We start from the raw sequence: 14,436 nt of genomic DNA, 5'->3' as shown, positions 1-14,436 counted from the left end.
ACAAACTATTTTACAGACTCTCTCATCCTGATTCAGACTGTTCCCTAACTCCACTTCTCATATGTCCTGGTCTCTCCGAAACAGCAGAAGAGTATCAAGATTTACTTGAATACCTAATGCCGAGAAGATGTATCGTGTTATCTTTTCGAGGGAGAGGCCAAAGTGGCACCCCGCCGAATGGTTATGATTTGAAAGACCATGTTACTGATATCGAATCCGTAGTGAAAAGCACGGGGATAACCCCTTTTCATTTATACGCCTTTTCAAGAGGTGTGTCTTACGCTTTGGAATATACCAGATTACATCCTGATCAAATTGGCAAAAATGATGATCTTGGACTATCCGCCTGAGCACAAAGCGATGCACATGGATTGGTCTAAAGACTATATTGAAAATTATTTAGTACCCTTCAACCGTTTGTCTCATATCCGCCCGGAAGCGGTTATGGGAATTCAACGAGAATCGATACAAAGATCCATAAAGTTTAGTTCAGAAAAGCCCGTACTTGTTATGAGAGGGTTACTGGAAGGCTCTTTGATATCTAATGAGGAATTGGAAGAATATAAAGAACAGTTTTCTAATCTGCATATAACTGAACTAAAGAATAGCGGACATGACGTTCGAAGCACGGAAAAATCAAAGATATATAAAATTATAAAAGAATTTGTAGAATAATCGGGGAATGAACTCCCGTATATTCATACTCATCGTTGCCATTATACTGATCGGTCCATCGGAGACATTTCGAGGGATCTGAGTCAGCGGGATCCTGCGAACCCTGCGTCACGGCCAGTTCCGTATTTAAAGTTAAATAGAGGAAGTGATTGGATTGGAATACCAGGCACCTAAACAATGTATTTCGGTTTCAGCTCTAGTCACCAATGATCGTGGTGAGGCATTGTTGCTTAGAACACATTGGCGTTCAGATACATGGGAAATGCCAGGTGGCAATGTTGAATTAGGGGAACCCCTTGATAAAGCAATTTGCAGAGAGTTTCTAGAGGAGACGGGCATCATTATTAAGCCAATTGGTATAACCGGTGTTTATATGAATACAACAAAACAAGTTTTGTCTATATGTTTCAGAGCTCAATACATAAGTGGAGAAATTAAAATACAAGAAGACGAGATACTCGAAGCTAGATACATAAAAATTGATCAATCTAATATCGAGGAATACATAACGAGACCACAGCAAAGATCTAGATTATTAGATGCGATGAATGCAGCATGTTTTGTGCCCTTTGAAGCTTGGGAAGCAAACCCCAATTATATGTTGTTACATAGATTGGAAGGGAATACGAACAACAATCACAAGAAATAGGTTGGAAACCAGGTAAACCGGATCTTTAGGCCGAATCTATGAAACTTCCAAGAGATAGTAGGATGATAAGAAAGGAGACGTTATGGAAATCGAACTTATTCCTGTTACAGTTCAAGAGAAAGAAAGATTATCGAACATGTATCAATTTTATCATTATGATTTTAGTCGATATACTAATGAGGATTTAAATGATGATGGAAGATACGGGGTGAACATTGATTTCTATTGGGAAGGTGACCCTAGATGGAACCCGTATTTCATAGTATCGTCAGGAGTAATTGTAGGGTTCTTGGTTGTGCTTTTTGAAAACTTAGATACGGATCCAGACCCAACGCATGTAATTTATGATTTTATGATTCTGAAGAAATATAGAAGAAACGGGATAGGTTGCACCGCAGCCAAACAGGCATTTGAATTATTCAAAGCAAATTGGAAAGTAGCTCAAATGGAGAGTAATATATCTGCCATATCTTTTTGGAGAAACGTAATCGGTGAATTTTCCAAGAATAATTACACGGAGAGATACAGGGGAGATTCAAAGAAATACATTCAAGAATTCAGTACAAAGAAGTAACATCAGATAGTGTGTGAAGTTTTTGAAAGGTGAAGTTATTTTAATGAATTTTGGGGTGATTCAATGATAATAAGAATTGCGACTAAGGAAGATATGGATCATCTTATTCGAATGAGATGGGATTTTACACTTGAGGATGATCTAGATGGAAAATTACAAAATGAAACCTATAGTGATTTCTACGAAGAGTGTTATGATTTTTTATTGAATGCTTTTCAAAGTGATATTTGGAGTATTTGGGTTGCTGAAGAAGACGGCATGGTCGTGTCCAACATCTATATAGAACTCATTCACAAGGTACCGAGACCAGGGAGAATCACACATCCATTTGCTTATATGACGAATGTATATACGAAACCTGATTATCGAGGTAAAGGTATAGGAAGTAAATTAATATCAAAAATCAACGAATGGGCAAAAGAGAACAAATATGAATTTATTATAGTATGGCCCAGTGATGGAGGGGTTCATTTTTACAAAAAGAATGGATACCAGCATTGCAAAGAACCAATGGAGAACATGCTTTGTGAGTAAAACAGCCGGTATGAGTTCCGAAGTGTGAAGGTAATTCAAGAAATGCATATTGCATCTAACAACAGCTTCACGCATTCATTTAAAATAACAATTCAACGAAAGAGAGTGAGTCTTGTGAAAGTAGTCGAGCTCCATGAATTGAAATTAGTCGGAATAAGAGTGGTATGTCCAGGTGACCAGTATCAATGAGATCCCCAAGGCTTCTGTTGAACTTAAAGAAAGATTGCATGAGATTCGTGACGTTGTAAAACCGGCAAGACTTGTTGGGGCATTCATCGTTGAGGATGTAACGGAAGAGGAAGATGGTTACTGGGTATGTGTTGAGGTAAATGACATGAAACAAGTTCCCGAAGGGATGGTTTCTTTAGTCATTCCAAAACAAAAATATGCAGTCCAACGACATCAGGGGCCTAATTATGAAATTAGAAATACATATGAAAAGCTCCATCACTGGATACGAGAAAATAATCATGAACGATTTGCTGAGATCCTGGGATCTGGAGATTTCGGATAAATGGGGATATGGGGAAGTGAATCATATAGAAGCAGACTTGTTTGACACCATTAGATAGATTTGAAGTGATATTGAAATGTGATCCGTCAAGAATACTTGATTAAGAAAGACGGTGTTTCATTCCAACGGAATAAATTGCGCCATCTGGTACTTGCTGTTATAATTTTGCGTATGATATGTGATTGGGGGTTATACCGATGGCAATATTGAATTGCTCATTAGCTAGGAAGTCCTCATGCAAAGCCTGATCTGGGGCGATACTTTGCGTGGGGTGCGATAGGATGAATTCGATCGCCCAACCTTAACTTTATCGTTTCTAATAACAGGCTTTGCACCTTCATTTTTAATAAAAATAAGGGGCTGAAAGCTATGAGTACACCATTTATTAGAAACCACCAGTTTAATATGATTAAAAAACAATCGGAGTTCCTTCTGAAAACATTGCGAACGGTCGCGGATCGAAAAGTTTTGGAGACGGTTAGATATCGTGCCGTAACGAACGCTATGGAAGCCTTTCCGTCTTTGACAGAGGATCAGAAGCGGATGCTGGGCGAAATATCGACCATCGAGAAGGCCGAGGATTTCCAGAAATATCTTAACGCATTAGAACCCTATCTGGAGCCTTATCCGACGATTACGCTGAAACAGATTCAGAAGCTATTTCCTAAAAATAAGAAACTGAAAGTTCCGGATCTTCAATCGATCGACTTTCGATATGTAACGTATTTGGGCTGGGTGGATATTGCCACTAACAAGTTATTTATCGTATATCCGTTCGAAGGAAGATTCATCGGGATCGAGGGAAGAATTACCCCGACCAACAAGAAAGGGTACTGTCTGTTCTGCAACCGACAACAGGAACTTGCCTTGTTCTCGGTCAAGACCAAGCCAGTCGTTGCTTCAGCGGATAATCTTTCGTTTATTGGTCAATACGTATGTTTGGATAGCCAAGCATGTAATCACAGTATTACCGACACAGGGGCACTCGAGAAGTTCCTTCTCTCCGCCAGCAAGTAAACACAGTAACTAGAATAGGCTGCCTTCAAGGGCAGCCTATTTGTACTATGTTCCCATTTGAAGGACATAAAGGCCATGAAAGGACGTTGTAATATATGAACCATGTAAGATTAGTTAAGCCTCAGCTAGAGCTTGAAGAAGAATATTTATCATTTTATCAAGAATGGAAAAAATCCGGTGAAAATATGATTCCTTGGGTCATAAGCAAGGATCCAAGTGATTTTCAGGGAATGTTGAAGGAACTCTCTAATCAAGAGGAGGGGATTGGCGTAAAGAAAGGCTGGGTCTCCGATTCAACCTTTTGGTTGGTCGATAATCATCGAAGAGTATTAGGCGCGGCTAATATTAGACATCAATTAACCGAACATTTATATAATGCTGGCGGGCATATTGGCTATGGAATCCGCCCGTTGGAAAGATTGAAAGGCTATGCGGCTAAACTATTGGAATTGTCCTTGATTGAGGCCAAGAAATTGGGGATAAACGATGTATTGGTTGTCTGATGCCGGTAATGTGGGATCGGAAAGAACCTATTGGGGCTCAGCTTTTTCATTGATGAAGGTTGAGCCCCGATATGTATCGAACACTTTACTCTAGGGCAGAAAACACGATGTTGTGAAGGACTGAAGAGTGTCCGTATCTTATGTCGTCATCTTTTTTTGAGCCTTAGTTAAGAATACGATGCAAGTGATCGAAACAACAGCTAATGCGATCCACTGCGAAGTAGCGAGAGCACCGAACTGGCCTCGGATGATATCGCCTCTGAAAAATTCGATAATAAATCTCCCTAAACTATAAAGTATGAGATATAGACCTGCTATTAGGCCGTTAGGTCTCTTTCTTCTTGCAATGTAGATTAATATGAAAAAAATGGAAAAGCTGAGTAAGCTCTCTAATATTTGTGTAGGAATGAGTTTGATATCATTCGGGGCAAGCTGGGATTCGTGAAACGTAATTCCAAACCAACGATCCGTTTCTTCACCATAACAGCAGCCGGCGAGAAGGCAGCCAATTCTTCCAAAGCCTTGCGCTAATGCAAGGGAGGGTACAAAAAGGTCAAGGTATTTTAGAATGTTTATCTTTTTCTTCTTACAATAGACATAACCAACCCCAATCCCCCCGATAATTCCACCGTATACCACAAATCCTTCCGAAAAATTCAGAACCAATGAAGGATCATGGATGATATTGTTCATTTGGGTAATCCAAAACAAAAGTTTAGCCCCGACCAATCCGCCTAATAAGCTCCAGAAAGTTAAAGAGGAAACATGAGAAAGTTCTAGTTGTCTAGATGCTGTTCTATAAACAACGACCTTGTAAGCAATAAGGATTCCGATCGCGATCATCAATCCATATCCATAAATGGTCACAGGTCCGATACGAATGAGTTCATTGTGCATATGTTCATACCCCCATCATAGATTCCCGGATAAAATATTCTGTTTATGCTCGGTGTGATCAAACTACATAATGTAGTATGATAGTTCAAAAAAAGGGATTACGAATCCCCGGTCAACATAAAGAGCAGCAAAATGGAGCAGGATCTCAGAAAAGGCTTCAGCAGGGCTAGCGGAACATTCACCCCTCTGTCAGGCTCAAGAACTTGCATGATCCGGTATTGCAATGTTGAATTCGCAAAATGAACGGCTGCCTCATACCGCCGTAGATTACCGAGTTTCGCTAATTTTAATAAGACACTGCCTAAATACAGCTCCGTGCCCATCTGCCGGATGGTGAATCGGTCAGCAAACAGCTCTTGCCACGTCTGATAGTAGCGAAGAATCGGTTTAACAATCGGCAAATATCCAAAGGCGTCTGCCAGCAAGGTCGAAAAGAACATTTTTAATCCATCATAATTGCGGCAGTGATATCGTTCATGCAATAAAATTGCCTTTACTTCCTTGTCATTAAACATCTCTAAAACCGTAGTAGACACTACAATTTTTGGTCGAAGAAGACCAATCGTCAGAGCCACAAAGGCATTGTCCTGTACAACAATGATTTCCGTTCCCCAGCCGTGGTACTTGTAATTGAGGCGCTTGGTTAATTTATCGTGCATGTTGGCACGGAAGTGCTTTAACCATTTTTGCGATAAAACCAATTGCCGGGTACTTCGCCAAATGATCTGAACAAATGTATATGCAATGACAATGTCGATTAAGGCGTAATTCAGAACGGGTCCTTGAAAAATTCCGCTTCGGGCCTGGTAGGTAATGAACATTCCTATATGTACGATGACAACAGCTATGAATACGATCATCAGCGCATAGGCACATCTTAGCCGTGTGGTGGGATTCATTGCTTATTCCTGTGTTTGATATCGTTTAATTTACGCTCCAGCCTTGCGATCACCTCCGGATCGACATCATCCAGCGCATCGATCATGTGGTTCACGACCAAATTCCCGTACTCTTGAATGAGTCCCTGGGAAACCTCCTTTGTCTGTTCAGTGAGAAATTGCTCCTTCGACTGCAGCGGGCTGAACTTGGATGCCCGTGTCCGGCCGGTTCCCGTCATGGCCTTTGTCAGCAGGCCTTTATCCAGAAGACGATTCATGACAGTCATTACCGTATTGATCGAGATTGGACTCTCCTGATTCAGGATTGATTGCACTTCCTTGATACTTAGTGCTTCGGAGGACCAGAGAATATCCATAATTCGAGACTCCAGTGGTCCAAAAAATCGATTCAGGCCTTCGCCATCGATATTCATTTTCTTAATTTTCATTCCTATTTCACCCCATACTACACATCGTAGTATGGTTGTGGATAAAAGTCAACTTCCCCCTGCCAGTGACTAGCATGGGTGATCCGGGACTGTCCCGGAACATGCGAAGTGTCAGTGGCAAAAGGTTTTTTGCCGTGCAGTCGAGAATAGAAAAATATAGCAATTGAATTATAAATCATGAATGGATTATTCAGGAGGAAGATAGCGTGAGCGAAAGATTTGAGTTAAAACACGTAGGAATAGAAGATCCTTCAGAGGAAACCGGCATGTCTGGGTTTGGGTATCTTGCGTTGTTCGAATGTGAAGTTGAATATCGTTTTAGCACGGAAGACATGAGTGTGGAAGAAGCGGAAATTTACATACAAGACCTGTTGAATCAGCTGCCGGATGAAACCATAAACGAAATATGCAAGAAAGCATGCGCGTGGAAAAATCTCAAAATGTCTAGCGATACGGCTGATTATCCTCCCGGCTTAGATGGAGTGCATGGAGAGGATATTTTGAAGTTTATGTCCGTAGGGGAAGTTGACCTTTATCGAAATCCTTATGATCGAAACGATAATACATTCGGAGCAATCTTGGGTGGAGGTACAGCGTGGGACTCCGAAAATGGTATGGAAATTCTGATACGGGGCAGTAAGGTTCTTGAGGTGCGCGAGTATTTAGGCTACGGCGCATATGCTATTTGGAGCGAAACCGACGAAATTGAGTGAGAAAGCGATATGAATCGGGCAATCAGTGATGTTTAAATCGTCCGGGACATCCTGTACTATCCAACGCAAAAAATGAATAAGGAAAGGAGCATAACTAATTGCTAGAGCTCTCAAGACAAGCTGTTTTCATTGACAGGGACGGAACACTTGGAGGAACCGCAGGCATGCTGTTGAAAGCCGCAGAAGAAAATAATCTGGACTTAGGGAAGTGTTTTGTCATAGGGGATAGATGGACGGATATGGTTGCCGCCAAAGAAGCCGGTTGCAAGAAAGTGTTAGTGAAGACGGGAGCTGGCGCCAAGGAACTGGAAAAATATAATAACAACGAGTACTTCGGCATATGGAAAGAAGCGTATCCTGATTATATCGCGACAGACTTTAATGAAGCCGTGACATGGATATTAGGGGGCGGCTAGAAAAGGAGGGCTCTCAATGGATTTGAGTGAAAGGAAACAGTGGAATGAAAATCACAAAAAGCTAACCCGGATGATTCTGGATCCGGCAAAACATCAGCGTGCGGTTGACCTATTCTTGCAGCAGCATCGCTTGTTACATTCATCAAGAATGAGCCATTCGCCACTTGCGACGCTTGAGGACGAATTAGTTAGAGATCTACAAGAGGAAACATTCCGCCAATATCCTGTTACGGCTCCTGATACGAAAAACTCTATAGTATGGCATATGTGGCATATCACGCGTATTGAAGATATGACTATGAGTGTGCTCGTAAATAACGATGTCCAAGTATTGCATTCAGGTCAATGGAACAAGAAACTCCACATTGATGATGTTCATTCCGGAAATGAAATGACGGAAGCAGAAATCGCTAATTTGAGTGCGACTCTTGATATTGGTTCTTTATTAGCTTATCGGAGTGAAGTTGGGCGAAACACTCGTGAAGTCATATCCCGTTTATTTCCAGGCGACTTTAAGCAAAAAGTTGAAGCGGCAAGAATTCATGAACTTAAAGTACAGCATGCGGTTAAGGAAGAAGCATCGTGGTTGCTTGAATACTGGGGAAACAAAACGATTGCGGGATTAGTGCTTATGCCGGCGACAAGGCATATTTTTCTGCACTTGAATAAATCGATACGACTGAAACAAAGAATTCAAAAGTCCAAATAGTGAGGCTGGGATGCTATTTATTTTTACAAGGGAGGTTGTGCTAGGATGTTGTACGATTTGCCAGGCGAAGAGAATATGTCAACGATCGTGGGAATGTTATATAGCGCTGTCAGAGAGAACAGCCAACGGCTAAAGTCCATATCAGAGGGCATGGCGCAAGAGGAAATAGACTTCAAAGGACCTTGTGACAATTTCAATAGTGCCGCTCAGTTAATAAAACATATCATGTACGTCGACCTGAACTGGATTTATAGGATTAAAGGGGAGGCGCTCCCCCAGTCTTTCATAGATGAATACGGCCCCATGATCGATGAACATAACAGGCTGCCAATGATCAAAGGGATGCCTTTGGACATGCTTATATCTAAATATGAAGTTGTATTAAATATGTTGAAGGAAACATGCACGCAATTAACGGATGCTGATCTGGATAGCATTGTCACCTTTGGTCACGAAAATGAAAAGCAAGCCACCATCCGGTGGGGATTATGGCATATGGCCGACCATAACCGTTATCATCAAGCCCATATTAATCAGCTTAGAAAGTGGTACTCTGAGCAAAAAAGAGACATGGATCATGAGTAAAAGAATTGGAAAACCACTTCCTTGTTTGTCTTTCTGAGACAATTCACCGTATCTACGCTGCAGCGTTCGTCCCTTGGCCTGCCCGAGGCATTTTATTTTATTTGAGTTTCATTTCGATCAATCATTTTTTTAGGTTTATATCGCCAAACGTGTCGTTTGTGCTATAATGATGTCGAATGGGCAACCATTCGCGTCATGTACAATAGAAAAAGTTATAGGCAATGGAAGTTTGGTGCAAATCCAACACGGTCCCGCCACTGTGATAGACCGAATGATCGGTCTTAAGTCAGGTCTTTTGCCTAATAACTTTGGAGAGACCAGTCATTTCGAGGCGAAAATGGCTGGTTTACAAGTCTAGTGACGTTTCCCGCCTCGCTAGGCTTTTTTTAATTGCAGCAGAGGCTGCCGACGATGTTGTCGGCCACAGCCGGGTGTTCGCCGCCGAATATATACAATGAGGTATAGCTCGCAAACGGGGAGATTCTTCAAGGACGAAGAACCACGTGCACTATGGAGTGCATATCCCTTTTTTTTATTGATAGAGGTTGTTCCAAAAGTCCGCTTTTGATGACCGACCTTTTTGAACCAGGCACTTATAGATTCGTACCGTTAATGTGTCTGATCTAAGGACAAGTTCCGGAAGCGGTTGACGAAGATCAGAATGACGGTGTACAGTATATATGCAAAACTAAATGATAAGAAGCTGCACAATGGCGTGCATACATGATAACAAGCAAAGAGGCTTTTAAAGGGGATTTCCCTTTGAATGGCCTCTTTTTTTGTTGCAATTACTTCTTGGAGGTGCTTTACATGGATAAACTTTCGATTAAAGCCGACCTCTATATGGGGCAAGGCGCGATGGATCGTCTAACAGAGTGGCAAAACAAACGTATGTTCATCGTCACGGATCCATTTATGGTGAAGTCGGGCATGATTAACATGGTGTTTGATCGCCTGCACAGCAGTAACGAGCAATATGTTTTCAGCAATATCGTGCCTGATCCGCCGATTGAAGTCGTCACGGAAGGTGTCGAGGCGCTCTGTGCGTTCAACACCGATCTAATCATTGCCATTGGCGGCGGTTCTGCCATTGATGCCGCTAAAGCGATGAAGCTGTTTACGAAAAAGCTGCTTGACCAGCGAGATATCCCGTTCATTGCAATCCCGACGACAAGCGGGACGGGTTCTGAAGTTACGTCATTCTCCGTTATCAGCGACAAAGAAAAAAACATCAAATATCCGCTTGTATCCGATGACATGCTGCCGCAAGAAGCGATTCTCGATCCTGAGCTCGTCAAAAGCGTGCCGGACTTCATTACGGCCGATACCGGGCTGGATGTTTTGACGCATGCCATTGAAGCGTATGTATCCACCAAATCCAATGATATCTCCGATGCGCTGGCGGAGAAGGCGATGAAGCTGGTCTTTGCTTATTTGCCGCGAGCTTATAAGGACGGAAATGATCTTGAGGCGCGCGAAAAAATGCATAATGCATCCTGCATCGCGGGGATGGCGTTTAATATTGCGTCGCTGGGATTGAATCATGGGATCGCGCATGTGGCGGGAGCCAAATTCAAAATTGCCCACGGACGTATGAATGCGATTCTTCTTCCGCATGTCATCGAATTTAATGCCGATTACAAGCCGGGTTACGCCAAGGAAGAAAGCAATAGAGCGGCGGTTCGGTATGCCGAAATTTCCAAAAGCTTGGGGTTATCCGCACCAAATGCCAAGAGCGGCGTCCGTAGTCTCGTACAGGCAATCAAACAGCTGCAGAAGCAATTGAATATGCCGCAAACGCTGCGCGAATGCGGTGTGGATCAATCGCTGTTTGGAGAGATGAGAGTGTCGATCGCCGAAGGCGCGCTGAAAGACGGATGCACGGCAACAAATCCACGCGTTCCTACGACAGAGGACGTGCTTCAAATTTTGAACAAAATGTTTCAATTCTAAGATCGAGTCGAAATTTGACGGATTTCGTATTGACATCGCTTGCAATATTCAAATATAGTGAAAGTAACACAATGGCGTGTTGCATACAAATCAAAGCAAAGTGGCTTCTTAAAAATTCCGCATGGACTTTTAAGGGGCTTTTATTGTTTTTTGCAGTGAATTTTAGTTGCGTGTTCAAAAAGGCGGGTTTTCCAGGCTGAATTCAAGATTCGATGCCGAGTTTACTTCCAGATTCACTTCGTGATAGATAAAGAATTTATTAGTTATCAGCGGAGGCTGATGAAATTCTATATCGCAAGAAAACCTACCTATGCATCGCGGTCGATCATCCTTGAAGTGTCATCGATTAGGTTTTCTTATCAAAAGTGGACTTGTAGAACAACCTCTTTTAGTGTTTTCGATACGAGAGTGAGATGAGGAGTATGGAACAAGGAGCCGAGAAACAACGTGTGATTCAGGAGTATGTGCCTGGCAAACAGGTCACGCTCGCTCACATTATCGCGAACCCGAACCCGGACATTTACAAGAAGCTGGGACTCGGAAACGAAGCGCATCAGTCCATCGGCGTTATGACGATCACGCCAAGCGAAGCCTCCATCATTGCAGCGGATATCGCTACAAAGGCGGCTGGCGTACAAATCGGCTTTGTCGACCGTTTCAGCGGTTCACTCGTCATTACGGGCGATGTATCATCAGTAGAATCTGCGATCAGCGCAGTACTGCATGGATTGCAGAATATATTGGGCTTCTCGGCTAATACGAACATTACGAGAACGTAGGAGAAGCTTATGATGAAGAAAATTATTTTTGCCGGAAGTACAGGATCGGGCAAAACCACGCTGTGCCAATGGCTGCACGGTGAGGAGATTGCCTATAAGAAAACGCAAGCCGTCGAAAATTTCGATCAGGCGATTGATACGCCGGGCGAATGCATCGAGAACCGGTATTTATACAAAATGCTGTTAGTATCCAGTGTAGATGCCGATGTCATTGGGCTGGTTCAGGATTGCACGAAAGAAGACAGCTATTTCCCGCCGGCCTTTGCAACGGTATTCGCCAAGCCGGTTATCGGAGTGGTAACGAAGGTGGAACTGGCCAAGTCGCAAGAAGAAATCGCGCAGGCCAGAGCGCATTTAATGGCGGCCGGCGTGGAGCGGATTTTTGAAGTCTCGACGATCGAGAACGTGGGAGTGGATGCTCTTCGGGATTATTTGAGGGCGTAAACGACTTGGATTCTAGTTCAAATGCAAGCGGGGCTTATCGATAGACAAGCGACAAGCAAATAACGACAGACAATGAGGTGCATGACGCATGAATGGAAAAATTGTAATAGTCGATGACGAACCTATTACAAGAATGGATATTCGTGAGATGCTAGAAGAGGCTAACTACAATGTAGTAGGCGAAGCTTCCGATGGCTTTGAAGCTATCGAATTATGCAAGAAGCATCTGCCTGACCTCGTCATCATGGATGTTCAAATGCCCATTTTGGATGGGCTCAAGGCGAGTAAAAGAATTCTTTCAGAACAGCTGGCGGGCGGGATCATCCTCTTGACCGCCTACAGCGACAAACAGACGATTGAAAAAGCATCTTCTGTCGGTGCGCTTGGTTACTTGGTAAAGCCGCTTGATGAAAAGTCGTTCATTCCTATGGTGGAAGTCACGATAGCCAGAGGCAAGGAATTCCGAAAGCTGGAACAAGATCTCTCAAAGCTGACGCAGAAGATGGAAGAACGCAAAGCGGTCGAGAAAGCGAAAGGCATATTGATGAGAGAAAATGGCTACACGGAAGAGGAAGCCTATCAAATCTTGCGCAAACTCAGCATGGATCGGCGATGTCCTCTGATTGAAATTGCTAGTACCATCGTCATTTCCTATGATTGATTTCAAAGAACGGATCAGGCAGCTGTGCAGCCTTCACACCGGATTGTCGGAAGAGGATATAGCCCGGATCTGCGAAATAGCGGAGTCTTTTCAAATGACCGAGGTGGAGGATGATGTGTTCATCGACGTATTGTCGAGCGTGGCAAGCGAAGCCATCGTGGTCTATCATCGTCGTCCATGTGAAGGCAAATCGGTGTATTATTTTCCGGTTACGGGGGAGAAGGCGCTGCGCGAGAATGAACCTGGCGTCCTGAGGACGCTGGAAACAGGCATTATGTCGCAGGGGCTCGTCGCCAGGACGCAGGAGAATCATCTGGTTCGGCAAACGGTATATCCTATTAAAAATCAAAGCGGCGTCATTGCCGTTCTGATCTATGAAAAAGATGTCAGCGACAATATACAAGCCCACTTCAACAGGCAGCGAACGTCATGCGAGGATGGGGAAATGTCCTCGATGCTGGGAGCTATGCTGCAGTTCAAGGATTCGATTATCAATCAATTGGAAGACGCCGTTCTGGTGTTCGATAAATATGGGTTTTTGAAGCTGAAAAATGAACAGGCGGACGTATATTACAGACAGCTTGGTTATTTGGAAGATATCCAAGGATTGCATTATGATAATTTGTCGCTTGATCAGACGATGTTCTCCGAGGTCATGAGCCAGCATTCATCCTCGCTATGTTGTCCGCTTACGGTGGAAGTGAAAGCCGCCGGACGTTACTATCAGGTGAAACGCTTGTTCATTGAGGAAAAGGATTTATGCGTAGGCGTTATTTTGCATGATATAACCGAGATTAAAAACAAGGAAGCTGAGATCGTTTCGAAATCGGTTGCCATCCGCGAAATTCATCACCGGGTAAAAAACAATTTGCAGATGGTAGCGTCTCTGCTGCGCATTCAGGGGCGGCAGTGCAAAAGCCCTGAGGCCAAGAAATGCCTTGATGACAGTGTCAGTCGCGTGCTCGCGATCGCCGCAACCCATGAATTGCTGTCGACGGAGATCGAAGCCGAAGTGGATCTCATGGATGTTATACGATTGATTGCATCCAATATTGAACGCTGTTTTGTTGATTGCCGCGCCGTCAAGGTGGAGATTGCTTCGGAGTTAAACATTTGCTTGGACAGTGATCGGACCGTAACCGTCGCGCTGATTGTAAGCGAACTGCTGCATAACAGTTATGAACATGCGTTCGGTGATTGTTCGGAGGGAAGAATTTCCGTCAAGACAAAAGTAGAAGGCGGGCTGGTGACGGTCATCGTGGCAGATGACGGAGCCGGGTTCGTTGTCGGGGAAACTTCGCATAAAAGCTTGGGGCTGACGATTGTCCACAGCTATGTTAAAGACAAGCTGAAAGGTAAGCTTTCGATCGTATCCGGCGATACGGGCACAACAGTGACTTTTACGTTCAAAAAATAATATCATCGGACTACAAGGGCGTAGTCTTCGAAGCAATGAGGCTTAAAGTAAACCTTCCGGTATATCTGG

At 43.4% G+C, this 14,436-nt stretch carries 19 protein-coding genes, 1 pseudogene and 1 riboswitch; of the genes and pseudogenes, 17 read left to right on the top strand and 3 right to left on the bottom strand.

What is annotated here, in order from left to right; genetic code table 11:
* From J7E85_RS05070 to J7E85_RS05035, 8 genes and pseudogenes are all read left to right on the top strand, one after another.
* Positions 1-350, top strand: a 350-nt coding sequence (locus tag J7E85_RS05070) for an alpha/beta fold hydrolase (protein WP_215155626.1), incomplete at its 5' end; no start/stop codon positions are given.
* Positions 316-675 (top strand): hypothetical protein, encoded by a 360-nt coding sequence (locus J7E85_RS05065; RefSeq protein WP_215155624.1) that lies wholly within the window; start codon positions 316-318, stop codon positions 673-675. The genes J7E85_RS05070 and J7E85_RS05065, both read left to right, overlap by 35 nt.
* Positions 676-829: 154 nt before the next feature.
* Positions 830-1,324, top strand: coding sequence for an NUDIX hydrolase (locus tag J7E85_RS05060; RefSeq protein WP_215155622.1), 495 nt, complete (start codon positions 830-832; stop codon positions 1,322-1,324).
* Positions 1,325-1,406: 82 nt separating this feature from the next.
* Positions 1,407-1,898: a GNAT family N-acetyltransferase gene (locus J7E85_RS05055; protein WP_215155620.1), complete on the top strand. Its 492-nt coding sequence runs from the start codon at positions 1,407-1,409 to the stop codon at positions 1,896-1,898.
* A 63-nt stretch (positions 1,899-1,961) separates the two neighbouring features.
* Positions 1,962-2,432, top strand: a complete 471-nt coding sequence (locus J7E85_RS05050; RefSeq protein WP_215155618.1) for a GNAT family N-acetyltransferase — start codon at positions 1,962-1,964, stop codon at positions 2,430-2,432.
* A 172-nt stretch (positions 2,433-2,604) separates the two neighbouring features.
* Entirely contained in the window at positions 2,605-2,946 is a 342-nt protein-coding gene (locus J7E85_RS33865; RefSeq protein ID WP_353049464.1) for a GyrI-like domain-containing protein, read from the top strand.
* Positions 2,947-3,315: 369 nt separating this feature from the next.
* A complete protein-coding gene (locus tag J7E85_RS05040; protein ID WP_215155616.1) occupies positions 3,316-3,963 on the top strand; it encodes a FusB/FusC family EF-G-binding protein in 648 nt (215 codons plus the stop codon).
* Between the two features lie 95 nt (positions 3,964-4,058).
* Positions 4,059-4,494: pseudogene (locus J7E85_RS05035) on the top strand (GNAT family N-acetyltransferase); the annotation flags it as partial.
* Positions 4,495-4,604: 110 nt separating this feature from the next.
* On the opposite strand, the gene J7E85_RS05030 reads toward J7E85_RS05035, so the two are convergent.
* From J7E85_RS05030 to J7E85_RS05020, 3 genes are all read right to left on the bottom strand, one after another.
* The gene (locus J7E85_RS05030; RefSeq protein WP_215155612.1) at positions 4,605-5,363 is read right to left on the bottom strand and encodes a prolipoprotein diacylglyceryl transferase; all 759 of its coding nucleotides are present in this window, start codon (positions 5,361-5,363) and stop codon (positions 4,605-4,607) included.
* Positions 5,364-5,461: 98 nt separating this feature from the next.
* Positions 5,462-6,262, bottom strand: coding sequence for a M56 family metallopeptidase (locus J7E85_RS05025; RefSeq protein ID WP_215155610.1), 801 nt, complete (start codon positions 6,260-6,262; stop codon positions 5,462-5,464).
* Complete coding sequence (locus tag J7E85_RS05020; protein WP_215155608.1) at positions 6,259-6,690, bottom strand: BlaI/MecI/CopY family transcriptional regulator; 432 nt, start codon at positions 6,688-6,690, stop codon at positions 6,259-6,261. Before J7E85_RS05020 ends, J7E85_RS05025 begins: the two co-directional genes overlap by 4 nt.
* Before the next feature lie 206 nt (positions 6,691-6,896).
* On the opposite strand from J7E85_RS05020, the gene J7E85_RS05015 reads away from it, so the two are divergent.
* The 9 genes from J7E85_RS05015 (at position 6,897) to J7E85_RS04975 (ending at position 14,367) form a co-directional block, all read left to right on the top strand.
* Positions 6,897-7,403: a DUF6985 domain-containing protein gene (locus J7E85_RS05015; RefSeq protein WP_076325814.1), complete on the top strand. Its 507-nt coding sequence runs from the start codon at positions 6,897-6,899 to the stop codon at positions 7,401-7,403.
* A 98-nt stretch (positions 7,404-7,501) separates the two neighbouring features.
* Positions 7,502-7,819, top strand: coding sequence for an HAD hydrolase-like protein (locus J7E85_RS05010; protein ID WP_215155606.1), 318 nt, complete (start codon positions 7,502-7,504; stop codon positions 7,817-7,819).
* Positions 7,820-7,835: 16 nt separating this feature from the next.
* The gene (locus J7E85_RS05005) at positions 7,836-8,528 is read left to right on the top strand and encodes a DinB family protein (RefSeq protein WP_215155604.1); all 693 of its coding nucleotides are present in this window, start codon (positions 7,836-7,838) and stop codon (positions 8,526-8,528) included.
* 45 nt (positions 8,529-8,573) lie between these two features.
* Positions 8,574-9,113 (top strand): DinB family protein, encoded by a 540-nt coding sequence (locus J7E85_RS05000; protein ID WP_215155602.1) that lies wholly within the window; start codon positions 8,574-8,576, stop codon positions 9,111-9,113.
* A gap of 197 nt (positions 9,114-9,310) precedes the next feature.
* Positions 9,311-9,464, top strand: a riboswitch (adenosylcobalamin (AdoCbl) riboswitch).
* Between the two features lie 459 nt (positions 9,465-9,923).
* Complete coding sequence (locus J7E85_RS04995) at positions 9,924-11,066, top strand: 1-propanol dehydrogenase PduQ (protein WP_215155601.1); 1,143 nt, start codon at positions 9,924-9,926, stop codon at positions 11,064-11,066.
* Between the two features lie 422 nt (positions 11,067-11,488).
* Positions 11,489-11,845: a BMC domain-containing protein gene (locus J7E85_RS04990; protein WP_076325819.1), complete on the top strand. Its 357-nt coding sequence runs from the start codon at positions 11,489-11,491 to the stop codon at positions 11,843-11,845.
* 12 nt (positions 11,846-11,857) lie between these two features.
* A complete protein-coding gene (locus tag J7E85_RS04985) occupies positions 11,858-12,289 on the top strand; it encodes a EutP/PduV family microcompartment system protein (RefSeq protein WP_076325820.1) in 432 nt (143 codons plus the stop codon).
* 88 nt (positions 12,290-12,377) lie between these two features.
* Positions 12,378-12,950, top strand: a complete 573-nt coding sequence (locus J7E85_RS04980) for an ANTAR domain-containing response regulator (protein WP_076325821.1) — start codon at positions 12,378-12,380, stop codon at positions 12,948-12,950.
* Complete coding sequence (locus tag J7E85_RS04975) at positions 12,943-14,367, top strand: sensor histidine kinase (RefSeq protein WP_215155599.1); 1,425 nt, start codon at positions 12,943-12,945, stop codon at positions 14,365-14,367. Before J7E85_RS04980 ends, J7E85_RS04975 begins: the two co-directional genes overlap by 8 nt.
* Positions 14,368-14,436 lie beyond the last annotated feature (69 nt).

The sequence above is a fragment of the Paenibacillus sp. ISL-20 genome (assembly GCF_018613005.1).
Classification (GTDB): domain Bacteria; phylum Bacillota; class Bacilli; order Paenibacillales; family Paenibacillaceae; genus Paenibacillus_AQ.
This window is presented reverse-complemented; position numbering and strand designations above follow the sequence as displayed.

Coding starts and splice junctions, on each gene's coding strand:
- J7E85_RS05055 (WP_215155620.1), top strand. CDS start 1,407: ATGGAAATCGAACTTATTCCTGTTACAGTTCAAGAGAAAGAAAGATTA.
- J7E85_RS05050 (WP_215155618.1), top strand. CDS start 1,962: ATGATAATAAGAATTGCGACTAAGGAAGATATGGATCATCTTATTCGA.
- J7E85_RS05040 (WP_215155616.1), top strand. CDS start 3,316: ATGAGTACACCATTTATTAGAAACCACCAGTTTAATATGATTAAAAAA.
- J7E85_RS05030 (WP_215155612.1), bottom strand. CDS start 5,363: ATGCACAATGAACTCATTCGTATCGGACCTGTGACCATTTATGGATAT.
- J7E85_RS05025 (WP_215155610.1), bottom strand. CDS start 6,262: ATGAATCCCACCACACGGCTAAGATGTGCCTATGCGCTGATGATCGTA.
- J7E85_RS05020 (WP_215155608.1), bottom strand. CDS start 6,690: ATGAAAATTAAGAAAATGAATATCGATGGCGAAGGCCTGAATCGATTT.
- J7E85_RS05005 (WP_215155604.1), top strand. CDS start 7,836: ATGGATTTGAGTGAAAGGAAACAGTGGAATGAAAATCACAAAAAGCTA.
- J7E85_RS05000 (WP_215155602.1), top strand. CDS start 8,574: ATGTTGTACGATTTGCCAGGCGAAGAGAATATGTCAACGATCGTGGGA.
- J7E85_RS04995 (WP_215155601.1), top strand. CDS start 9,924: ATGGATAAACTTTCGATTAAAGCCGACCTCTATATGGGGCAAGGCGCG.
- J7E85_RS04990 (WP_076325819.1), top strand. CDS start 11,489: ATGGAACAAGGAGCCGAGAAACAACGTGTGATTCAGGAGTATGTGCCT.
- J7E85_RS04985 (WP_076325820.1), top strand. CDS start 11,858: ATGAAGAAAATTATTTTTGCCGGAAGTACAGGATCGGGCAAAACCACG.
- J7E85_RS04980 (WP_076325821.1), top strand. CDS start 12,378: ATGAATGGAAAAATTGTAATAGTCGATGACGAACCTATTACAAGAATG.
- J7E85_RS04975 (WP_215155599.1), top strand. CDS start 12,943: ATGATTGATTTCAAAGAACGGATCAGGCAGCTGTGCAGCCTTCACACC.